Origin of the sequence: Phaeodactylibacter xiamenensis (genome assembly GCF_000759025.1) — a bacterium.
GTDB lineage: Bacteria > Bacteroidota > Bacteroidia > Chitinophagales > Saprospiraceae > Phaeodactylibacter > Phaeodactylibacter xiamenensis.
On record NZ_JPOS01000039.1, the window covers coordinates 103,096 to 125,739 of the forward strand.

18 protein-coding genes are annotated in these 22,644 nt (G+C 51.4%); 6 read left to right on the forward strand and 12 right to left on the reverse strand.

What is annotated here, in order from left to right; genetic code table 11:
* Positions 1 to 263: 263 nt before the first annotated feature.
* Positions 264 to 710, reverse strand: coding sequence for a response regulator (locus IX84_RS16855; RefSeq protein WP_044223407.1), 447 nt, complete (start codon positions 708 to 710; stop codon positions 264 to 266).
* A gap of 382 nt (positions 711 to 1,092) precedes the next feature.
* Here IX84_RS16855 and IX84_RS16860 point away from each other — a divergent pair, with 382 nt between their 5' ends.
* Positions 1,093 to 2,073 (forward strand): polyprenyl synthetase family protein, encoded by a 981-nt coding sequence (locus IX84_RS16860; protein ID WP_044223409.1) that lies wholly within the window; start codon positions 1,093 to 1,095, stop codon positions 2,071 to 2,073.
* Positions 2,074 to 2,436: 363 nt separating this feature from the next.
* On the opposite strand, the gene IX84_RS16865 is transcribed toward IX84_RS16860, so the two are convergent.
* The 4 genes from IX84_RS16865 to IX84_RS33405 form a co-directional block, all read right to left on the reverse strand.
* Positions 2,437 to 2,880 (reverse strand): GNAT family N-acetyltransferase, encoded by a 444-nt coding sequence (locus tag IX84_RS16865; RefSeq protein ID WP_044223411.1) that lies wholly within the window; start codon positions 2,878 to 2,880, stop codon positions 2,437 to 2,439.
* A 7-nt stretch (positions 2,881 to 2,887) separates the two neighbouring features.
* Positions 2,888 to 3,157: an acylphosphatase gene (locus IX84_RS16870; protein WP_044223413.1), complete on the reverse strand. Its 270-nt coding sequence runs from the start codon at positions 3,155 to 3,157 to the stop codon at positions 2,888 to 2,890.
* A 98-nt stretch (positions 3,158 to 3,255) separates the two neighbouring features.
* Positions 3,256 to 8,997, reverse strand: a complete 5,742-nt coding sequence (locus tag IX84_RS16875; protein ID WP_044223415.1) for a BACON domain-containing protein — start codon at positions 8,995 to 8,997, stop codon at positions 3,256 to 3,258.
* Between the two features lie 427 nt (positions 8,998 to 9,424).
* On the reverse strand, positions 9,425 to 9,733 hold the full coding sequence (locus tag IX84_RS33405; protein WP_044223417.1) for a hypothetical protein: 309 nt from the start codon (positions 9,731 to 9,733) through the stop codon (positions 9,425 to 9,427).
* A gap of 49 nt (positions 9,734 to 9,782) precedes the next feature.
* On the opposite strand from IX84_RS33405, the gene IX84_RS16885 reads away from it, so the two are divergent.
* A complete protein-coding gene (locus tag IX84_RS16885; RefSeq protein WP_044223419.1) occupies positions 9,783 to 11,504 on the forward strand; it encodes an amidohydrolase in 1,722 nt (573 codons plus the stop codon).
* 10 nt (positions 11,505 to 11,514) lie between these two features.
* On the opposite strand, the gene IX84_RS16890 is transcribed toward IX84_RS16885, so the two are convergent.
* Positions 11,515 to 13,065 (reverse strand): ABC transporter permease/substrate-binding protein, encoded by a 1,551-nt coding sequence (locus tag IX84_RS16890; RefSeq protein WP_044223421.1) that lies wholly within the window; start codon positions 13,063 to 13,065, stop codon positions 11,515 to 11,517.
* Positions 13,053 to 14,021: an ABC transporter ATP-binding protein gene (locus IX84_RS16895; RefSeq protein WP_044223424.1), complete on the reverse strand. Its 969-nt coding sequence runs from the start codon at positions 14,019 to 14,021 to the stop codon at positions 13,053 to 13,055. Before IX84_RS16895 ends, IX84_RS16890 begins: the two co-directional genes overlap by 13 nt.
* A gap of 206 nt (positions 14,022 to 14,227) precedes the next feature.
* On the opposite strand from IX84_RS16895, the gene IX84_RS16900 reads away from it, so the two are divergent.
* The 3 genes from IX84_RS16900 to IX84_RS16910 all read left to right on the forward strand — a co-directional run bounded on the left by IX84_RS16900 (position 14,228) and on the right by IX84_RS16910 (position 16,880).
* Positions 14,228 to 15,184 (forward strand): hypothetical protein, encoded by a 957-nt coding sequence (locus IX84_RS16900; RefSeq protein WP_044223427.1) that lies wholly within the window; start codon positions 14,228 to 14,230, stop codon positions 15,182 to 15,184.
* Entirely contained in the window at positions 15,177 to 15,872 is a 696-nt protein-coding gene (locus IX84_RS16905) for an ATP-binding cassette domain-containing protein (protein WP_044223429.1), read from the forward strand. Before IX84_RS16900 ends, IX84_RS16905 begins: the two co-directional genes overlap by 8 nt.
* A gap of 186 nt (positions 15,873 to 16,058) precedes the next feature.
* Entirely contained in the window at positions 16,059 to 16,880 is an 822-nt protein-coding gene (locus IX84_RS16910; RefSeq protein ID WP_044223432.1) for a serine O-acetyltransferase, read from the forward strand.
* A gap of 11 nt (positions 16,881 to 16,891) precedes the next feature.
* On the opposite strand, the gene IX84_RS16915 is transcribed toward IX84_RS16910, so the two are convergent.
* The 3 genes from IX84_RS16915 to IX84_RS16925 form a co-directional block, all read right to left on the reverse strand.
* Positions 16,892 to 17,251 carry a 2TM domain-containing protein gene (locus IX84_RS16915; RefSeq protein ID WP_052516100.1) on the reverse strand — a complete coding sequence of 120 codons (360 nt, stop codon included), beginning with the start codon at positions 17,249 to 17,251 and terminating at the stop codon, positions 16,892 to 16,894.
* Positions 17,252 to 17,374: 123 nt separating this feature from the next.
* Entirely contained in the window at positions 17,375 to 17,725 is a 351-nt protein-coding gene (locus IX84_RS16920; RefSeq protein WP_052516102.1) for a hypothetical protein, read from the reverse strand.
* 2 nt (positions 17,726 to 17,727) lie between these two features.
* The gene (locus tag IX84_RS16925) at positions 17,728 to 20,151 is read right to left on the reverse strand and encodes a penicillin acylase family protein (protein WP_044223434.1); all 2,424 of its coding nucleotides are present in this window, start codon (positions 20,149 to 20,151) and stop codon (positions 17,728 to 17,730) included.
* 33 nt (positions 20,152 to 20,184) lie between these two features.
* Here IX84_RS16925 and IX84_RS16930 point away from each other — a divergent pair, with 33 nt between their 5' ends.
* The gene (locus tag IX84_RS16930) at positions 20,185 to 20,739 is read left to right on the forward strand and encodes a hypothetical protein (RefSeq protein WP_044223436.1); all 555 of its coding nucleotides are present in this window, start codon (positions 20,185 to 20,187) and stop codon (positions 20,737 to 20,739) included.
* Here IX84_RS16930 and yaaA read toward each other — a convergent pair.
* Positions 20,736 to 21,506, reverse strand: coding sequence for a peroxide stress protein YaaA (gene yaaA, locus IX84_RS16935; protein ID WP_044223437.1), 771 nt, complete (start codon positions 21,504 to 21,506; stop codon positions 20,736 to 20,738). The two genes, IX84_RS16930 and yaaA, sit on opposite strands and share 4 nt — an antisense overlap.
* A 477-nt stretch (positions 21,507 to 21,983) precedes the next feature.
* Positions 21,984 to 22,457 carry a DUF1573 domain-containing protein gene (locus IX84_RS16940; RefSeq protein WP_044223439.1) on the reverse strand — a complete coding sequence of 158 codons (474 nt, stop codon included), beginning with the start codon at positions 22,455 to 22,457 and terminating at the stop codon, positions 21,984 to 21,986.
* Between the last annotated feature and the right edge of the window lie 187 nt (positions 22,458 to 22,644).

The window sequence follows — 22,644 nt, forward strand, 5'->3', positions numbered from 1 at the left end:
TCTGGCGGGATAGAATACGTAAAGCTCCCCGCAGCGTTAGGGGAACTGAACCAGATGCAGCTACCGAAGTGGCTGCCATAGTTCTGATTGTCCACACCCAGAAATCAAATACCGATTAGATAATTCATGCGAATGCTGCGTAGTGTTTCACGGCAAGTTTACAACGAGGGCTGTTTGCGCCAGGCTGCAAAATAATCAGATGTTTCCGATTGTGTAACCGGGGGTTTTTATAATCGGCGGGATAAAGCACGATCAGGTTTCGTTTAGGATACCTTGGTCGGCAAAATTGTAGTAGACAACCAGAAGTCTTCTATCTTATGTATGATTTCAAAAAATTTATCAAAGTCAATAGGCTTATTGATAAAGCAGTTGGCGTGCAGGTCATAGCTTTTCAGAATATCTACGCCAGCATTGGAAGTCGTAAGCACCACTACAGGGGTACGCTTAAGTGTTTCATCAGATTTGATGACGCCCAGGACTTCCCGCCCGTCCCATTTAGGCAGATTTAGATCCAGTAGGATAAGATCAGGCAGCGGAGCACTTTCGTAAGGAGGCTCTTTACGAAGGTACTTGATGGCTTCAATGCCATCAGTTACGGCATCAAGCTTTATGTCGTTTTTGCTTTCCCGAAATGCTTCTTGGGTGAGCCTTACGTCCCCCGGGTTATCCTCGATTAAGAGGATATTGTGTGCTTTTGTTTTGTTGACCATATTACCAATTTCAATAATTGGGTCTCAGCTTTGATCCGATTCTCTGATCCACTGCGTCCGGTTTTCAAATTTGCTTTGGTACAGAGCATTTTGAAGATCGGGGCACTGCGTAAGCCTTTGTCAATTAATTGTACTGTTTACTATCGAGCCTGCTTTCTGTTATAGCTCTGTAAAGTTAGAATTATTTTGATAAAATAATGAATACGAAGGCGCTTAATTAGGGTTTTTCCTGTCACCTTTTCTACGAAGTGGGGCTACAGACAAATCAGCGGGCTGTAAAAAATGGTGTATTATGGACGGGCATAAATTTTGAACATAGTCTTCCTTCCGCATTTGTGGAACCATATTGCTTGTCTATCTTTGTTGAAACATCATATCTTTTATGCTTGACATCAAGGCGCTTCGTAATTCCTTCGAAGCCTACCGCCAACAGCACGCTTTTTCACAGGCTCCTCAGAGGCTCTACGAGCCAGTCGAATATATTATGTCTTCTTCCGGTAAGCGGCTGCGGCCGGTCCTGGTATTAATGGGGGGCGCTTTATTTAAGGGGGATATGGCTTACAGCCTGCCTGTGGCTATGGCTGTGGAAATCTTCCACAACTTTTCTCTGGTGCATGATGACATCATGGATGAGGCCCCGTTGCGGAGGGGGCGTCCCGCCGTGCATACTAAATATGGTTTGAATACGGGCATTCTTAGTGGTGATGTCATGCTGATCTATGCTTATCAGTTCCTGTCGAAGGGGGGCAAAACTGCTAAAGAGGTGGCCGATTTGCTGGACGTCTTCAATACAGTCGCAATAGAAGTTTGTGAGGGACAGCAGTTTGATGTAGACTTTGAATCCCGAAATGATGTCACAATTTCGGAATATATCAATATGATTGAGCTCAAAACGGCAGCTCTTGTTGGAGGAAGCCTGCAAATGGGAGGCATTACTGCCGGTGCGCCTCCAGAGGCTCAGCATCAGCTCCGTGACTTCGGGCGAAATATCGGCATTGCCTTTCAGCTTCAGGATGATATCCTGGATACTTTTGGAGACCCTGAAAAGGTTGGTAAGCGGGTTGGAGGCGATATACTGCAGAATAAAAAGACGTTCCTTATCCTTAAAGCGCTGGAGCTTGCCGAAGGGGAAACCTATAAGACCCTTCACCATTTAATGACGACAAACCCGGAAGACGAAGACAGTAAAGTCCGTACGGTCACACAAATATTAAGGGAGCTCAGTATTCCTGCATGGGCAGAGCAGCAAAAACAGCAATATCAGGACAGGGCATTTAGCGCATTAGATGCTTTGGAGGCGCCAAAGCAGGGTAAACAGCAACTACAGGCTCTTGCTGAACAATTGCTGGTGCGAGAGTCCTAACCTCCCTGCTAAACGGGCAAAAGAAAAGGAGCAACCACCGTAAAGTGGCTACCCCTCACACTATGAAACACTATAAATTAGCAAGTCAGAGTGCACTAGCTTACATTGCCAGATCATGTCAAAAGACATCATTTAGCGCAAGGCAGTGCCGTCTTGCTTTTGTACATTCAAAAACAATCAGGACTTAGGGCCTTGAATAGAAGGCACCTATGCGATCAACCTGAATGAATAAGGTGATTACCACAAACCGGAAGGAAGGCCGGGAGGGTAACAGCCTTTGTTTGTTTGTTGTGTAGCTTTCTGGACTTGCGAGACTGCTTATGAAAACAGTTTCATATCAAATGTATTAACTAATATTAACAATTACAAGAAAATTTTGCCATTCCACCACTCCTGCTCAATTGTAGCTGCTTTTTTCCTGTAAAAATTAATGGCGGGCTTATTCCAGTCCAGTACCTGCCATTTCACCAACCGGCAGTCTTTGCTCTTTGCCGTTTCCAGAAAGGCATCAAACAGAGCCTCTCCGATTCCTTTGCGGCGGTAGGCAGCCTGAACAACGAAGTCCTCCAGGTACAGCATCCTGCCTTTCCAGGTAGAGTAGGTCATATAGTATAAAGCCATGCCTACAATAGTTTCCTTCTGCTCTGCAACCAGTACTTCAAAGACCCCTTCCCCGAAATCGCGCTGATAGTCTTCCAGCGAGGCAGTGAATTCATGGGCAGCCTTTTCATATTCGGCTAACTCCAGTACGAGGTTATGAATGGCAGGCAGGTCCTTTGCGGTGCCCGGACGGATATTGATCTGCATAAGTTGGTTATCTGATAATCTCAAATTGCTGCAAAGCCGAAATGGGTTGTTCTTCAACTTCTACGGATTCGACGCGGGCTTCCGAAGGGCCCTCCCTGCACCAGTCTATCCAGTTTTGAAGGCTCGAATCGGGCCCCTGTCCCACAGCGGAAACGCTGCCATCCGGCTCGTTTTTCACCCAGCCTTTTATATGAAGCTGTTGTGCCTTCTCCAGTGTGGAGGCTCTGAAGAATACCCCTTGTACCTTGCCGGTAATCCGCAGTTTTACTTGCCGCATAATATTTTGTTTTGCAGGCAATATACAAAAAAGGGGCTGCGCAAGGCAGCCCCGTTAGAATTGAGGTTATCGCCATTTTGAGCATGGCGAAGGTACAGTTACTGTTTGAACACTTGCTGGCTGAAGGTCGACTCGGCATCTGTGACTTGCAGAAGATAGCTGCCTGCCGGCAGTTGCTTCAGGTTCATTTGGTATTGTTGCCATCCGGCTGAAGTTGCTGTTTGCGCCCCACGGAGCAATAGGCTGCCGTCCAGACTGAAGAGCCGGTATTCAACCGGGCCTGCAGCTGTAGTGTAGTGCCCAATGCTCAAAAGGTCCCGCACCGGATTAGGAGCCACTTGTGGCTTATTATCCGCAAATGCTGCCGCTTCCAGCCCACTGATAACCAGCACATCATCCTGCCGGTATCTGGCTGCCTGCCCGCTTTCAAACAGCGGTTGGTAGAAGGCTGTTGATTGTTGTCCGCCTCTCCATAACTGAATGAAGTAGGGTTGACCGTTTTTCAGCGCTTCCTGCAGGTGTGGCGTGGCTTCATCATCTCCCCAGATGGTTATGGCAAAATGTTCACCTTCGTACCGGTTGCGCCCAAAAACGTTCCCTACTGCATCCGTAACGGCAACTTCGTCTCCTGGTAGTAACCAGCGGGCAGCAACTGAGGCTGGAAGGATAAGCGTTGCACTGTTGCCGGTAGGCTGCAACCCTGCCACTGCACGCATTTCCAGCGCGGCTTCTGGTGTGCCCCCGGGTGCTGCATAAAGCGCATTCAAATCGGGGCCGATCAGAGAGTTAGGGCTGTAGATCAGGGTGTCTTCAGCAGTAAGCCGGAGATGATAGCCTCTTCCCGGTACCATACTTCCGATATCGTCAATATTTAACGCAGGAATGTAAGTATCCCCGGTTCCATTCTTTGCAATCAGCAGATTAGAGCCGATTCCTGCAAGTTCGCCGGCAATAGGCGAGGGGCTGTTTCTGAGATAGGCTACAATCTGCCAGCCTGCACTAAGAGGGATTTCCGTCTGGGGATCCATCTGCTCTCCGGTGATGGAAAGCACTCTGGTGTTCGCCATTTTGACCTGGTAGCCTTGCAGCATATCCCAGTTTCCGATATCATTAATGTTAAATGTGGGGATATAAGAGTTGCCAACCCCATCCTTTACAATAATAACATCCGTAGCCACCGGGCTGAAAATCTGGTCAATGGCGAGGTCTTCCGGCATCACATAGCTGGATATGGTATTCCAGCCCACATCCAGGGTGATATCCAGCGAAATATCCAGCGTTACCGTCAGGCTTTCCAGTGCACTGATGCCATCGCTGGCATAGCTGTCCGTATGGGTAATGAGAATATCCGTTGGGGCATAGGTTGCGGTCGCTTCGTAGGCAGCAGACTCAGCGGTGCGCCAAACCATGACTGTAAACGTCTCTCCTGGTGCAAACCCGTCTTTCTCCGGCGTCTGGCTGTCGTCTCCGTAAACGGTGATCACGGTATTATTTTGTGGATTCCACTGGCCGTAGCCTGCACAGCGCATGGTGTCTGTATCGGTATAGAAGAAGCCGATCCAGTCATCCGTGCTCAGTGGCTGTCCGTCAATGCTGCTAAACAAGTCGTCGGGTACGATTACACTGTGGTTGTTGCCTGTCACCGTAACCGTCCAGGGTGCTCCGGAGGTGGGGATGAAAATACTGTCGAGTTTGCTCAGTCCGTCCAGTGCAAAGCGGTTGGTGTGGGAAATGATATTATCGATAGGAGCAAAAGCTCCCTGTGCATCGACTGTGTCCTGAGTGATGGACTGCAGTACGCGGATCTGGAAAAATTCTCCTTCGTCAAAACCATCTTTTGCAGGCGTTTGGGCATCATCGCCGTAAACGGTTACAGCAGTATTGTTGTTGGGGTCCCATTGCCCGGCACCGGCGCAACGCACTGTCCCGTTGTCGTCATAGAAAAAACCGATCCAGTCAGTGGGGCTGAGAATGCCACCATCTAAGTCGCTGTAGAGCGTATCTGGAAGGACAACGGTATGGGTAATACCCGTGGGGTTCACGGGCCATGGCGCAACGGTAGATTCCGGGTTTTGGTTGATGGTCGCTGTAGTTGAAACACCACCTCCTGAAAACCCAATACTGGCAATACGCAAGGAGCCGCTGTTGTTCTCCTCATAGCATACAGTAATGGTCCCGTTTCCTGTGCCACTGATAGGATTCACGGAAGTGACCCAGGCGGTCTGAGCAGTAGCTGTCCAGGAAGTATTGCTGGCTACTGAAAAAGAGACACAGTTTGCCGGGTGTTCTACCGTTATGCTGGCCGGGGTGACGCTCAGGGTTGCAGCAGTCCCCGCAGCCTGAGTGATGGTTGCCGTCTGGGGGGGCAAACCAGGCGTATTGAGGATCACCATCACAGAACGCGGGTTGCCGGAGGTGTTTGCTGTATAGGTTACCACGAGGGTCTGGTTCCCACTCCCTGAAGCAGCAGAAAGGGTTGCCCAGGACTGACTGGTGTTAGCGGTCCAGCTTACGTTTGAACTTACTGACACCGTAGTTTGCCCGGCAGGAGCCCCTACTTGCTGGTTGGCAGGGCTCACTGTTAGTACCGGGCCGGTGGCTGCTGCGTTTTGCAGGATGGTAGCTGTTTGTGCGGGCTGCCCCGGACTGTTGAGGGTCAAGGTTGCCGTTCGCTGGGTTGATGACGTATTCTCATCGTAGGAAATGGTAATGGTTGCATTCCCCGATCCGGAGCTCTGAGAAAGCGTTGCCCAGCTCTGACTGGAGGTTAGCGTCCAGCTTACATTGGAGGTTACCTGAACAGTGGTTTGGCCTGCCGGAGCGGTAACTACCTGAGAAGCAGGGGTCATAGCGATATTGGCAGGGGCACCAGTTTGAGTCACGGCTACAATCTGGTCTGCCACGCCGTCGCCAGTAACAAGAACATTCACCGAACGGTTATTGGTGCTTAAATTAGGCGTGGCGGTTAGGGTCACAATCCCGTTGCCCAGACCGCTCAGCGGACTAGCAGACAGCCATGGAGCATTTTCCATTATTTGCCAGTTGGTATTAGACTCAATACTGAAGCCGGCAGTGCCTCCGGTATGCGGTATGCTAAGGCTACCTGGTGTGATAGTCAGAAAATCCGGATTATTTATGGTCAGCTGGTAATCCTCTACTTCGCGGATCCCTCCGGTAGCACAAGGGGCGCTGTAGCCACCGGTGCTCACTGCAATCCGCATACGGGTACTGCCTGAAGACAGGCCGCCTGGGATGGAGAGCTGGCCGCTGAGAGATCCCTGACTGCCACTCGTGCCCTGATAAAGCTGTTCGCCTGCATCATTAAAGTCATCATCCTGGTTTAAATCAACCCACACCCTCCAGTAAACCAGCGTACTTGAAGAAAGCCCCTGAGCCTGCAGGAACAAGGGGTAGCTATTTCCTGGCTGTACACTGGTATTGAGATGGGTATAATGGCCGTATCCATGGTCATTGCCGGAAATATTATTGATGGCGCCTATGTTGACCCGGTCTATCCAGATATTTCGGCTGTTACCATAGGAGTAGCAATAATCGTCATCACATCCAATGGTGGAGAATGCTGAAGTAGCAGAAAAGTCACTAAAGTTGCTGCCACAGTCCGATCTGATCTCCACCTGGTAGTCTGAACAAGGGATGAGGTTGTAGAGGTAATCTGTCGTATCAGTTAGCCATGAAGTTGTGGACCAGGTGAAACTGCCCACAGTCCGGTACCTGATCTGATAAGCGCTGGCGCCGGGAGAAGGCGACCAGGCAATTTGAGCAGAAGCGTAGCCAATATTGCTGACGGATGGAGCCGAGGGAGTACTGCAAAAACCAGGCTGTATGTTCAGGCTGTAGTCTTCTACATCTGTGAACCCACCGGTGGAGCAGGGCCCGGGGAAGTTGTTGCGGTCCATACTAATGCGCAGCCGGGTGTTTCCGATATTGCTTCCGGCGGGAATCGTGATCGCCCCGGAGACCAATGAACTACTGTTCGTGGCCGCAGAAAGCAAAAGCTCCCCCGGGTCTTCAAAGTCGCTGTCCTGGTTAAGGTCTGCCCATACCCGCCAGTAAACGGGAGCCACGAATTCGTCATCGGAATTCATGATGAGCGTATAGGACTGTCCCTGTACCACATTAGCAGTTAAATTGGTGAAGTTGGAGTATCCATTGCCGTTGCCTGAGTTATTGGATAAGTTACTTAAGGCTACACTGGTGATCCAGGCACTCCAACTGTTGCCGTAGGAATAGCAATAGGCATCTGAACACCCCGTAGTGCTAATAGTATAAGGACTGCTCCAGATACTGGGGATGCCGTTGCAAACAGACTGCACCTGCCACTCCAGCGTATTACAAGGAGACAGGTTCTCCATAGTATGTTCGCTTTGGACCAGCCCCTGCTCGACCGTCCATGGGGCAGTTGGAACGGTGCGGTACCTTACATTATAGCCTTGTGCGCCGGGTACCGCTTCCCAATCCTGAGTGATATGAGAGTAATCAGCTGAAACCGTTTCTACATTAGAGGGTGGGCTGCAGGGAGTCGTATAGGAAAAGGAAAAACCAAAATTGTCGGCAGACCAGCGGTCGTCCCATTCAAAGTAATAGCGGGTACCAGCCGTTACATTCAGGATGACCTCACTGGCAAGATTCGGCCCGCTTTGGCTGATAGCGCAGTCGTCATCGCTATTGTCAATTGGGGTGAGGTTGCCGCAGGAGCCGGTGTAAACCCAAAGCCGGGTATTCACATCATTCAGGCAGCTGCTGATGGATATACTTCCATTGGCAGGCGCATCATAATAAAACCAGTCTGCATGCTGAGCACCTCCCGAACAGTTCACACAACCGTTCCCCTCATCGGGCCCGTCAGGGAAGTAGTTTCCATTAGTGGTAATAGGCTGGGCATCCGTACAGGTAGAACCTACACTGGGCGCAGTACCGCAGGAAAGGTAGCCTCTGGCGTTGGTGTTGTAAAAGCTGGCCCGTGCATACTGGCCGGCGGAGAAGGTGTTTCGACAGCTGTGAGGAGCATAAGACATGATATTGGACACGTCTGGATCATAAGGGTCGCCGTTTGCATCGGTAAAGCTGCCGGTGTAAACACAGTTAGACACCACATATCCGGTACAGCCTATGCCCAGCAAGCCGGGGTCCGCAGGGGTGTCGCAGATGTCGTCGCCAGCGGTACTGCAGTTAGAGCCGTTAACAAGCTCATCGGTCAGCCCGCCGCAATTGGTCTTTCCGTGGGTATGGTAAAGCCCGAAGTAGTGGCCCACTTCGTGTGCAAAGGTGTTACCGCCGGAAAGGAAACAACTGTTGGCAACGGTAATCAGGTCCCGCCCGCCGCCGGGAAGATAGGCGTACCCGCAAAGGCCGCCCCCTGAACTTGTCGTGAGGCTGCCACCCGGAATGATAATATTGAGGACATCCTCTACGCCATAAGTATTCCAGAAACTGGTCTCTTCTGAAATGCTAAAGTTGAAGTAGGTGTCGCTGTTGATGAAATTGATGGGGGCGCACTGGAAGAATTCCATGTTCGCATTAATGAAAAAGTCATTGACTTCATTCATGCCGGTATTGAACTCCGCTTCCGTGATCCCGCCGGTGCCGTTACTTCGGCGAATGATGTGGACCTGTACAGGGACCATATCCACCATACTGTAACTGCTGCCGGGGGAAAAGGCGGCAGCATAGTTCTCATAGTCCTGTTGCAGACTGTCCATCAATTGGATGGATGCCGGACTGGCAATAGCTCCGCAAGGAGAGACTGTGGGGGTGTTTTGTGCCAGAAGTGGGGGGAGCGCCAAAAAAAACAATCCTAGAAACTGTACCAAACACTTCATAAATATTCGGGTTTTAAAAACTTTAAGAACCCAAACAGATACTAAAACCCCGCGCCCTCTACAGTATACTATGACAGATTAAGTAGCAAAAGGCAGAGCGGCAGGCACAGGCCTGATACTCTGTTTTTGGGCATATCTGTTTGATGTTGTCAATTAATTAATGCCAACCTATTCCACAAGGCTGGTGTATAGCGTGTTCTATTTTGCTGTCTTAGTGTTGTGGGGAAGTGTTGTGCGTTATGCGATCTTGGTAAGATAGATATAATGCTCTCAGTAGGGGGGAGTAAATATAAGGTAATTTCTAATATTTCTACATTTAATACGTCAGGGATTTTATTGGGTTTCAAAATCCCTGTTAAATTTCTTCTGATTTTTTGAAACTGTTGCTCCTCATTCACATTTGTGTTTATAGTTCTCCAGGGCGAGATTAATGCATTTTGACTTGCTCTTTTTTCCGCTCGCTGCGTTGAAAAGCCTCGCCGTCCGTACGGATGCCTGCGTTTTTCGCCTTGCGAGCGAAAAAAATACCTGCGTCAACTTTGCACAAATCCTGCCTTGGAGAACTATAAATATGAAAACAAAGATCTGTAATACCTGTAATCGGGAGGAAACTACGTTGTACAGGGTGCAGCTTCAAAAGAAGGGCCCCTGGGTTTTTGTCTGTAAAAGCTGTTGTGAGCAACATCAAAAACGACCGGGGTACCGATACGGCGGGACCTGGAAGGGCTACCGGCATTAGTTTGCCGAAAGTTCGTTATTTTGAGCCCTTCAAATAATGAATTAGTATGAACCGACTCCTTTCCTTTTTCCTGCTCCTGGCTTTAGGTACGGGCTGTAGCCAAAGCCTTTCCGTTGATCAGTTTGCCGATACGCTGATTATCAATGGCAATATTTACACCGTGGACACTTTGTTGCCCGGCGCTGAGGCGGTTGCTCTCAGGGGAGGCCGTATCATAGATGTGGGGAGCACCGCTGATCTAATGGCACTCCGGGGGGACAGTACCGAAGTTATTGATCTGCAGGGGCGCTTTATGATGCCTGGTTTTATAGAGGGACATGGTCATTTTTCCGGTCTCGGGTACAGCCTGATCAACCTCAATTTTCTCCACACCAGCAGTTGGGAGGAGATCGTGCAGATGGTAGCCGAAGCGGCAGCACAGGCCGAGCCAGGAGAATGGATTGTGGGCCGTGGCTGGCATCAGGAAAAGTGGACGGAGACGCCAAGCCCATCAGTCCTGGGCTATCCTTATCACGATGCACTGAGCGCTGTGTCAGCTGATAATCCGGTTATGCTGCGGCATGCAAGCGGGCATTCCCTGTTTGCCAATGCGAAGGCAATGGAACTTGCCGGCGTAACTGCCGAAACACCCGACCCTTCAGGAGGGGAGGTGGTGCGGGACTCCCGCGGCAAAGCGATTGGCGTGTTTGAAGAACGGGCCATGAGCCTCATCAATGCGGCGTACGATGACTACCGGGCCGGTCTTTCTGAGGAGGCAAAGACAGAGGAGTGGTACAGGGCCATTGAGTTGGCGGAAGAAGAGTGCCTGAAAAAAGGCGTTACCTCATTCCAGGATGCCGGCTCCAAATACTTCGAACTCGAGCGCTACGAGCAAATGGCAGAGGACGGCGAGCTCGATCTCCGCCTATGGGCGATGGTCCGCCACAGCTACGATGAGATGAAAGACAACCTCGATGGCTATCCGAAAATTGACATCGGCAACCACTACTTTACCTGCCGGGCTATCAAGTCTGAAGTAGACGGTGCCCTTGGTGCCTTCGGTGCATGGCTGTTGCGGGCTTACAATGATAAGAAAGGCTTCACCGGGCAAAACACCACACCCATCCCGGAGGTGAAAAATATCGCTCAACTGGCTATGGACAACGATATGCAAATGTGCGTACATGCGATCGGCGACCGTGCTAACCGGGTAGTCCTCAATATTTACGAGGAACAGTTCAGTGCAAATCCGGAAAAGGAAAATCTCCGCTGGCGCATCGAGCATGCCCAGCATCTCGATACAGCAGACATTCCACGCTTTCGCGAAATGGGCATCATCGCCTCCATGCAGGGTATTCACTGTACCTCCGATGCACCATTTGTGGAAAAGCGACTGGGCAGAGAGCGCTCCCGGCTTGGTGCCTACCCCTGGCGCAGCCTGCTGGATGAAGGCGTCATTATCGCCAATGGCACAGACGCCCCGGTTGAGGATGTGGACCCGCTGCTGAGCTTCTATGCTTCCGTTACCCGAAAACGGGCAGATAATGGTTTCGAATTCTTCCCGGAGCAACGGATGACGCGGGAGGAAGCCATCCACTCCTACACCCTGGGCAATGCTTATGCCGGCTTTGAGGAGGACTTCAAAGGCTCTGTTACCAAAGGTAAAGCGGCTGACTTTGTGGTGCTTTCACATGACCTCGTCAATTGTACGGACGAAGCAATCCCCGAGTCCAAAGTGTTGATGACTATGGTGGACGGGGAGGTCAGGTATCAGGCTAAGGATTTCTAAATCCGGCTTTTTACTGTTGGCGGATGAGGTCGGATATAGATTTGATATCCATAGACTCCGCTTGCGCCTCCCGCATCATCAGGGCATAGGTGTTGTTAAATCCAAGCGGAGCAAGCCACTTTAGCCCATATTGGGCCTCAAATTCCCGGCTGACATACTGGTAGACAGCATCGGGCTGTGTAATGATGCGCTCAAGGGTGTCCTGAGGTGGGTTGAGCAGTACCTGCAGCCCGGTCCCGGTGTACTCCGGGTAAAGGTCGATCTCGCCATTGCGCAAGGCATCAAAGCAAATCTTAGTACCTCCCAGCCCCGGGCGGGTGTCCACATCATAATCGGTGTACCCGTTGATGAGTTGACTGAAGAGCTCCACCAGAATATACTGCTCGGTAAAGATTTTGGAACCGATGATGAGCGTTTCCCCGCCTTGCTTTTGGTCTGCCCGCCAAAGTCCCTCCGCTTTCAGGAAGTCCCGGGCTACCTGTTCAGGCGATATTTTGTCGAAATCCACCCTGTGATTCAGCACGGTCATCACCGAATCATTGATCCGGCCTGCGAGTAAGTTAAGTGTTTCCGTTAGTTTTTTATTTTCCTCAGCCAGCTTTTTCTGCACAATTGGAGCGCAGTAATAGGGAGGAAAAGCATGGCGGTCATCTTCTAACTGCCGGAGGCGGAAAGCCTCCACCCGCCCGTCAGTAGCATAGCCGCTGATAACGTCCACTTCACTCTCGTAAACCGCTTTATACATTAAAGCATTGTTTAGGATGGTAGTTGTGAAATCCACGCCGTAAGTGTCCACCACCTTCTGATAGCCATCGGGGCGGCCCATGAATTCGGGTGGGAAACCGGCGCTCCAGCCCGGTGCATAAGCCTGCGGCCAGAAGTAGGCGGAAGAGAGCAACGGGATGATTAGCAGCAGGGGCTTGCCTGCTTTGGAAAGCTTGCGTGCGTTGGTGTTTTGCAGCAATGCGAGCAGTTGGTCAAAGATAATGGCGAGCAGGGCAGCGGGCAGTGCTCCGGCGAGGATCATCGTGGCGTTGTTGAGCGCGATGCCTCCAAAGATAAACTCCCCAAGCCCGCCGGCACCGATATAAGCAGCGAGGGTGGCTACCCCTACATTGATCACCGTTGCTGTTCGGAGCCCGGCAAAAATGACCGGAAGGGCAAGGGGCAGCTCCACCTGCCGCAGCAATTGCCCCTTTGAGAGCCCGATGCCCAGCGCCGCTTCCTTAACGGCAGCATCCACTTCGCTAATGCCTGTGTAAGTATTCCGCAAGATGGGCAGCAGGGCATAGAGGAACAAAGCAAAGATGGCGGGCTTGAGCCCAATGCCCAGAATTGGGATCAGAAAACCGAGCAACGCAATGCTTGGAATGGTCTGTAGTATCCCTGTAAAAGCCAGCACGCCACCGGATAGCCTGGGGCGTCGCGTGATGAATATGCCTGCGGGTATTGCAATAACGGCGGCCAGTAAAAGTGAGATAAAGGTAAGCCCGATGTGCTCAAGTACCTGCTCCATCACTTTTTCCTGATTATCGCTGAAGAAGGTAATTAGTTCGCCCATGACTGAAGGTTGTTTTTAAAGGCTTCGATAAGTAAGGGAAGCGTGAAATAGCGTTGCTGCCCCTGGTAGGTGGTCGAGCCAAGCGGATGTTTGCCCCGTGCTTTGGCAAGTCGGTAGATAGCTCTCAGGAGCGGCAGGGTGGGGGATAGGGGCAGTGCATTCCCTGGCAATGGCGGCGCTTCGGGCAGTTCGCTGAAGATATCCCGTAGTTTCGCCGACCGCAACTCGAGCTGTGCGGCTTTTTCCGCCACAAAGTCGGCCACAAACTCATTGGCGGGAGACTGCAACAGGGTTTCCGGTGGGGCGAGTTGCTGCACTTCGCCCCGGTTGAGCAGGCACACGAGGCTGCCCATTTCAAAGGCTTCTTCAATATCGTGGGTTACCATAATGGTGGTCTTGGAGCGCAGCTCCTCCAGCTCCATAAAGTCACGCCGGATTTGCTGCCGGGTCAGCGGGTCGAGGGCACCAAAGGGCTCGTCCATCAGCACGATGGGCGGATTGGCAGCCAGTGCCCGGGCAATACCTACCCGCTGCTGCTGCCCGCCGCTGAGCTCGTTCGGGTATTTTTGGGCAAAAGCGCCGGTATCCAGCCCCAGTTGCTCCAGCAAGGCACCGGTCCGGGCTTTGATTTTGCTGACTTCCCAGCCCAGCAACCTGGGCACTACGGCTATGTTCTCTGCCACGGTGTAGTGCGGGAACAGTCCCATATCCTGAATGACATAACCCATTTGACGCCGCAACTGCACTACCGGCTGCTGGCTGATGTCCTGCCCGTTTACCCAAACGTTGCCGGCACTTGGTGTGATGAGGCGGTTGAGCATTTTAAGGGTGGTGGTTTTGCCGCAGCCACTTGGGCCGATGAGGGCAAGGGTTTGGCCCTCTTGCAACTCAAAGGAAACCTCCCGGACGGCAGTAAAGTCACCAAAGCGGCGGGTCAGGCCCTGGGTTTTGATCATGGTTTTGTTGTTTTTAGGCTTAGCCTGGGGTTTGGATATTCGGGGTAGGCAACTTGAATGGAGGCTAAAATACAGGAACAGATGCAGAATGTTCATTATTTTAGGTGTCGTTCGGGCGTTTTGTCTTCAATCAGGGGGTGTTGGCAGAATGATGAGGAGAGAATACCCCTGATTTGGCTAATTTGAGCCTGGTCATAAATGAGCGCATGAGTTATTCCATTCACAGTTTCAAAGTCTATTTTCGTTTCCGGCTGCGGCAGCTCGGGCGTATACTGTATTCCGCAGGCTGGCCTGGTGTGATTGCCCTGCCGCTGCTGCTGGTCTTTGCGCTGCAGGGGATTGAAGCAATGGACGGGGCACCCGGGTGGTGTATCCCGTTAATTGCGTTGCTCTTGTCCATAAGCTGGCACTACAGGCGTAAAGACCACTTTTTCCTGGAGCGATCCGGGTTTCTGGTGGGCTGGGTCCTGGGGCTCGAATATGCTATGGTGAGTACTGTGGTGGTATTGCCTTTTCTGATTTACATAGGGAATTGGCTGATGTGGCCGGCCGCGGTTTTGTGTAGTCTTTCTTGTGGCTTCCTGCCCGTTCGGGCTTCCCGGGCGGCATTCAATCCAAAGTTGAACGTAAGCTGGTTGCCCGTTGCACTTTTTGAGTGGCGGAGCGCGCTGAAGCGTTACGGTGTTCTGTTTGCTCTGCTTTGGTTGCTAAGCCTGACAGCACCCTACGGTATGGCGGTCTTGCCGATCGTGTTGTTGCTTTGGGCCAGCTTAATCCCATCGGTTTTTGAATATCAGGAACCCCGGGAGGTAACGATAGCGGTCATCGTGAATGGAGTAGGCCTATGGCGGCACGGGCTTCGGCATTTTGCGCTGCAGTTGGTGGTTTTTGGGCCGGGCCTGGCTTTGCACCTGGTTTTTCATCTGCAATACTGGTACCTGGCATTCATTGGTTTAGGCTTTATTGCGCTGATGCTGGCTTTCTCCATTGCTTACAAATACGCCACCTGGCACCCGGGTCGGCAACGGGTCATGCAAAGCCTGCCAGTCACCCTGGCTTATTTTAGCCTGTTCTTTCCCCCCCTCCTGCCAGTGGTAGGCATTTACCTGCTGCGGTTTGTGAAAAGAGCGCGGCATCACTTCAAAATGGCATACGATGCTTAACATCAGCAACCTGACTGCCGGCTATGGCAATACGCTCATCCTGGACACGATCAATCTGAAAGCTGCGGCAGGTGAAGTACACGGTATATTGGGGGTCAACGGAGCCGGGAAAACCACTTTTTTTAAAGCCTTATGCCGTCTGGGCCCTGCATTTTCCGGGGAAGTCAGCTGGCAGGGAGCGCCTTTGTCGCCTGCCGGGATGGGGTACCTGCCCGCAGAGCCCTATTTCTATCCGTATCAGACTGGGCAGGAATACCTGGAGCTGTGCAGCCATCGCAACCCGGGCTTCCGAATCGATAAGTGGAACGGGCTTTTTCAGCTGCCACTGAAAGACCTGACCGAGACCTATTCCACCGGGATGCGAAAAAAGCTGGCATTGCTGGGTATTTTAGCGGGCGGCTATCAGGTTTTGCTGCTGGACGAGCCTTTCAGCGGGCTGGACCTCGAGAGTACGGAAATTCTGTATGAAATCTTGGAAGAGTTGAGGCGCAACGGCCTTTGCCTGCTGCTCAGCTCCCACATTATGGCTACAGTAAGGCAGGTGTGCGACCGGGCAAGCTATCTCAGCGAAGGGCAAATCCAGGAAACATTTGACAAAGACGACTTCCCCGCCCTGGAGCAGTTTGTCAAAACCAAGATACACGACCGTACCAAAGCAGCATGGGCAGAAATACGCAAGCCTTCGTAAAACTTTTCCGGTGTTCAACTTTTATGATTAGACATTAGTAGTGGGGCAAAAATAAAAATGCACAACTTTCAAAAAGCTTTTGCCCCAACATTACACAAAACCCGCCCTATGGTTGATTTTGTGCAATGTTAGAACAAAACTAGTTGTGTATTTTATTTTTCTGGAAGCCCTTATGAATAAATCATCATGAAAGAGCAACAGTTTATTCAGCAATTGTTCCACGCCCATCGCGATTCCCGCAAAATCCCTTCGCCTAGCGAGGTGTGCAGTTGGCTGGATGGGTTGCTTAGCGTTATGTTTCCGGAACTGTCCAACCGGCGCTACCGCAGCGAAAGGGAGGTTGGCCAGCATTATCAGCAACTGAAGCTGGAACTCTTTACCCTGCTTGAAAAGATTGAAGACCTGCTGCCTACGCGGGCGGAGGACCTTGAAGCTGCTTTCCTGGACGAGCTGCCCCGGAATTACGAGCTCCTTCAGATGGATGCGGATGCGATCATGGCAGGGGATCCGGCAGCCGTTAGCCGTACGGAGGTCATCCGGACTTACCCGGGCTTCCGTGCCATTGCGGTATTCCGGTTAGCCAATACTTTTCACCGGCTGGGGGTTCCTTTAATACCACGGATTCTTACCGAGCATGTGCATGGGGTAACAGGGATTGATATACATCCCGGTGCCACCGTTGGCGAGCGGTTCTGCATTGATCACGGCACAGGTATCGTTATCGGAGAGACGGTGGAAATTGGCAACAACGTGAAAATTTATCAGGGCGTAACACTGGGCGCATTGAGTGTCCGCAAAGAATATGCGAAAACCAAGCGCCACCCTACAATAGAAGATAACGTTGTGATTTACTCCGGCGCTACGATTTTAGGAGGGGAGACCATCATTGGCCACGACAGTGTGATTGGTGGTAATGTATGGATTACCCGTAGTGTAGCTCCCGGGTCAAGGGTCTACTACAAAAGCGTCGCTCAGCCGGAGGCAGAGCGCACGCCGGGCGGGATGTAGATTACTGTCATTTAGACCAAGTCTTCATCACGCCACTTTCTTTGAGGTTTTTTATCCAATTCCCGAAGCTCCAGGTGGTCTTCTTCATGGTAGCCACCTTCGAGCCGGCGCATTTCCTTTTCCATTTCCCGCTGTTCCCATTCTGCGGTTTCCCCCCGCATGCCTGGAAAGCCGAATACCTGATAGTAGTGGCTCATTAGCCCCACACCCCATCCCAGGAGTGGATAGATAAACCAAAAGTGGCTTGGTGAAGTGAAGATGTTCAACAAAAACAGGAAAATATTAACAATGAGAAAAGAGCCTAAGTGCTCGTAGAACTTCTTTTTTTCCTTAACCCTTTTGCGGGCCTGTTCGTAACTGCTGTTTTCCATTACGCTGTTTTAGCATTTCGATATTCAAGGTAACGATATGAACGCCACCGGTCAAGGTTATTCGACAGAATTAAGGTTTGGGACGCTATTCGCATGGGCTAAGCCGGTTGAAAAGCATGGCTATCAGGAGCCTGAATCTCCTCTGGCCAGGCTTCCGGTCCAGGCGCCAAGGGCGGCAAATATTGCGCCAAAAAGCCCGGTGATCAGTACGAGTAGTGGCCCGCCGATCCCACCAAAGAGCTCACCAATTCTTGCGCTTAAAATACCATCGTTCTGGGCATTAAGGACCGCAGCATAACCTCCCCACAGCAATAGCCCGCCGAGGAATCCGCCCAACAGGGCAGGGCGGGGGCGCAAACGGAAAATAAGGGCAATCAGGGCAGCAAGCACTGGCAGGCTCCACCAGGCCAGCAGCGCCTGGCCTACAGCGCCTCCTACGAGAATGGCTATTGTGGCTGATAATGTCTTTTGCATAGTTATTCAGCAGTTTTGAAGGTGAGTCGGTAAAGGGGCTTTACAGCGGGGTCATCAGGGCTGTCCAGCAGGTGCAGGCGGTTGTACTGCCCTTCCACCCAGGGCGTCACCATAGGATCATAAAAGGCACTGCCTGGATTGCCGGAAGGGCCGCCGGGGAATACGCCCCACGCATTGGGCTGCTCACCCAACTCTACTACCATACGCCAGGAAGGACCGTGGTCGGGCTTAATGGCATTGGGCGCATCTCCATAGCCTCCTACGTCCAGGTCTAATCTGGAAAAAGCAGGGATCATGGCCATGTGCCCGATGTCAGTTGACTTATGCTCTGCCCAGGAGACCGGTGGCTGTTCCAGTGCTTTTTTCAGTGCCATTAGGACGACCTCCTCGGCGGTTTCCACCTCCGGAGTAGACTGATGGTCAAAAATGGCATGGCCGGGTTGGGTGGCCAGTAGCTCAATGAACCGCCAGTCTTCAGGCTTAAGGACTTCCAGAGAGTCCTCCCATACGGTGAATTCATCAAAAGCTTGTGCGTAAGCGGCTTCAAACCAGTCCTCAAACAGGCTGGGTGCTTCCCCATCCTTCGTAAAATTATAGTCCCAGTTTCTCAACGTTTTGACCCGTTCGTGCGCTCCTAATTCGGAAGCCGTGCTGTCGAGTAATTGCAGCAGTACCGGCAGTGCATCCTCCGGTTTCAGGCTGCGGCTGTCCAGTTGGAGGGCTTTCATATCCTCCACGGTAATATTTTCCATCTCCGCCAGGCGACGGTTGATGTAGCGGCCCCGGTAATCGTCAAAGCCACCGCTGTAGTAGTATGGATAATCAGGTGCGGTTGACCGTTGGTTGGCGGAGGAGACAAAGCCCCGCTCGGGGTTGACTACCCGTGGCAGGTGCTCGTGGGGGATAAAGCCTTTCCAGCCTGAAGCCGAGCGGCTGCCGTCCTGTACGAAACGCCCCTGTTGGTCTTCTTTCAGAGGCAGTTTTCCATTTACGGTAATCGCAATATCATTGGCTTTGCTGGCGAAGACAAAGTTTTGGGCTGGGCTTTCCCACCCACGCAGGGCCATTTGATAGTCTGACAGCCCCTGCCCGCCCATCAGGCGCGTGAAAACACCGAGGGCGTAAAAAGGCTTTTCTGCCGGCTCATCGTGGGCCAGCCAGCGCATCGCCATATCATGATTGGGATGTTCCGGGTCATCGTAGGTGACCGGCCCCCAGACGGTGTAGCGGACGGTATCCCGCAGGGGTTCATCGCGCCCTTTGACCTGAATGACTTCCACGACTTCCCGCACAGGCTTTTCCTCCCCATCAATCCGGTAGGCTGTTTTCTCGGGGTTCGCCCAGTCGATCCGGTACCAGTCGAGCACATCGTGCCCTACATTGGTGACACCCCAAGCCATATTCTTATTAAATCCGATTATGATGCCAGGTACACCCGGGAAGGATACCCCATAGGCATTGTATTCCGGCGTTTGCATTTGTACTTCATACCACACAGCGGGCAGGCGGAGCTGCAGATGGGGGTCATTACATAGGATGGGGGCTCCGTTGGCTGTTTTTTCGGCGCTCACCGCCCAGTTGTTGCTGCCAATAAATGGCGAGGGGAGCTCGAAGGGCGTTCGGGTTGCACCGCTGCTCAGCATGCTGTCGCCGGTTGCGGAAGATGCCAGGGGTAACGGATTGAAATCCCACTGAACAACATCCGGAATAATGGGGGATTGCTTCGGGTTATGCTCAGGGTAAAGCACCTGAAAAAGGCTGTCGCCAAGCAGTAATCGCGCATTAGTAGCAGGAATGTCCTCGTGCCGGCTGCAAAGGGCTTCTGACATGGATTTGTAAAAAGCGGCGATGTGCAGTGGCGTCCATGGCTCCGGCGCATAACCCAGCAACTTGAATTCGATGGGATAGTCTGCCGGGCTAAGGCTATTGATATACGCATTGGCTCCCTCGCAGTAAGCGTTGATGATGGCAGCTTCCTCCGGAGAAGACATCCACTTTTTCAGCGCATTCTCAGCCCCCCACAGCAGCCCTTTGCGCCGCTGTAAACGATCGCGCTCCAGGGTACGCTCGCCCATCACTTCAGACAGGCGCCCGATGGTAGCCCGTACCGAAATATCCATCTGCCAGAGCCGGTCGCGGGCATGGATGTAGCCCTGTATGAAAGCAGCATCATCGTTGCTTTGCGCGAAGATGTGGGGCACGCCCCGCTCATCGAACAGGGCCTCACTTTGAGCGGAAAGCTGTGGGAATACGAGGTTTTCGTCCGGAAATTTATCGGCTCGCTCAGCATTTTGCCAAAACCCGGTAAAAGGGCTCAGGAATTGGCCTATTGCGGGCAGGGGAGACCCCAGGGGCTGGTGCAGGCTGGCCAGTATCGTCAGGCCGGTGGTCAGCAGCAGGGCAAAGAAAAACCTTATCTGTCGCATGTTGTTAGTTAGGGCAATTTAAAAAAGAAAGATATGAAAACTTCCTGGGCTGTCATTGGTCTTTTTTTCATTTGTCTGGCCTGTAGCCCCGATTCCACTGAGCGTCAAAAGGGTACAGGAGACCGCCGGTTTCGCACCACACCGCCATCCCTGCTGTATTTCAAAAATATGAGGAGCACACAGTATACCGTAGATGAACAGCCCAGGAGCCGCATTGAGCTGTACCGGCTCAGTAAATTTGAACCCATCACAAAACGTCCAGCCATCTATCCGGTTATCGCTAACAACTGGCTGGAGGATGAAGCATACCTTTTCCTGCAAACCAACGCCTGGGAAGCGGGCTTTCTGTCGCCTTTGACGATATCGCAGGATACCAGCTGGTCTTTAGAAGTCCTGCAACTGCAACCGCCCACGCCAGTGCAACAATATGAACTGGGACTGCGCCTCTACGAAAGCCTTAAGCGGGGCGAAACCTGGTATGCCGCTGCTGCGGATTCTACCTTCGCCCCGCTTTTTGAGGATGGGGATGAACGGTCGTATTTTCTGACTACAGTACGGGATTATCTTAAGCTGACCGATAACGATTAGCTTTCACGGGTAAACACAAAGTGCTGATCTTTGGACAATCGCGCATTAAAACTATAGCCGTCCATATCGAACGCTTTGAGGCCCTCAGGTGCGGTGATGCGGTTTTTGACGGCGTAGCGCGCCATCATACCACGCGCCTTCTTGGCGTAAAAGGCGATGATTTTATATTTCCCGTCCCGGTGTTCCTTGAAGTCAACCTGATAAAGCTTTCCCGCGAGGTCTTTGGGCTTCACAGCAGAGAAATACTCTTTGGAAGCGAGGTTGATGACGCTTTTGTCCTGCCCGTTGGCGTTCAGGTCAGCGTTGAGCAGTTCGGTAATGCGGTCGCCCCAGTATTCATAAAGGTTTTTGCCGCGTTCGTTTTGGAGCTTAGTGCCCATTTCAAGCCGGTAGGGCTGCATCAGGTCCAGTGGGCGGAGCACTCCGTAAAGCCCGGAGAGGATACGGATTTGTGTCTGAGCGAATTTGAGGTCTTCTTCGGAGAAATCCTCTGCGCCCAGCCCAACGTATACATCGCCCTTGAAAGCCAAAACAGACTGCTTGGCATTATTCAGGTCAAAGGGTGTCTCAAAGTCCTGATAGCGCTCCCGGTTAACAGTAGCCAGGTCTTCGCTGATTTTCATGAGGTCCATGAGCTCGGATTCTGATTTATCCTTTAGGATATCAATCAGAGGTTTACTGTCACTGAGAAGCCGGGGCTGATCGTGCAGTTCTGTTGAAGAATCACTGTAATCAAGGGTCTTAGCTGGTGAAAGTAGTAAAAGCATGTCTGATTTTTTATGTCACAAAGTTGCTGATTATTGTCTTGTCCTTATGTCTTAACTGCTCAATGAGTTAAATGAAAAAAGTGTGACACTATAAATGCTTCTCAATACGATGCAAATTCGTCACGAAAAAATACGATTTATTCCTGTTTCTTTTGTATATTGCATGTCGTAAATCGTATGTAGGATGTCACGAAACCAAATATATTAATTTGGCTATTATTAGAATTCATCCTATGTTTGTGGTACACACCTAAGAAGTAGTTTTTGTGTTTATTTGTTTGGGTTAGAGGCCCTTACTTCATTGCAAGTAAGGGTTTTTTTGTCCCCCTGTTCAAGGGTTGCATCAGAAATAACCCGATCAGGGCAAAAAGGTTTGAGTTAACATGCAGGCGCAAGTTTCACCTGCCATTCCAAAAGAAAAGCCCCGGACTGATTTTCAGTCCGGGGCTTTTTAGTAGACAGTAACGAATAGAACGATTACTGATTGTTGAACATATTGCCTTCATTGGCAGGTAAGCCAGCAGGCTCTTCCGGCTTCTTCACCACTTCGCCCTTAATGGTCAGCATCTGCTTCTCTTCACCGGCGTTGGTAGTCAGGGTTACGCGCTTGGTGAACTTACCGAGGCGGTTAGTATCGTAGCGGACCTTGATCTCATTCGTTTCGCCTGGTGCGATAGGCTCTTTTGGATATGTAGGCACTGTACAGCCACAGCTGCCTTTGGCATGCGTGATGATCAGAGGCTCTGTGCCCGTGTTGGTAAACTTAAATACACGGTAAGGGTCAGATCCCTGCTCAATCGTGCCGTAGTCTACAGTTTCAGTTTCAAAAGACATCTGAGGGCCTTCTGCAGCTTCTTCGGCAGCAACCGGAGTGGCTACAGCATCACTCTGACTAAATCCTACAGTAGCTACCAGGGCCAGCAGCGCTAATACGGAAAATACTTTCTTCATCACGTTATTCTTTTTTTGATAGATCACAAATAAATTGGATGCGACCCAAAAATACAGTTAATGCTGTCAATATAAAAGCTGAGCCGCTTACATTATGGTTAATGAGTTGTTAATCCACCCTTTAACAAACAGGGACGGGCCGCTTAAGTTGCGAACAATTACCGGCTTTCTTTGTCTTTTTAGGTAG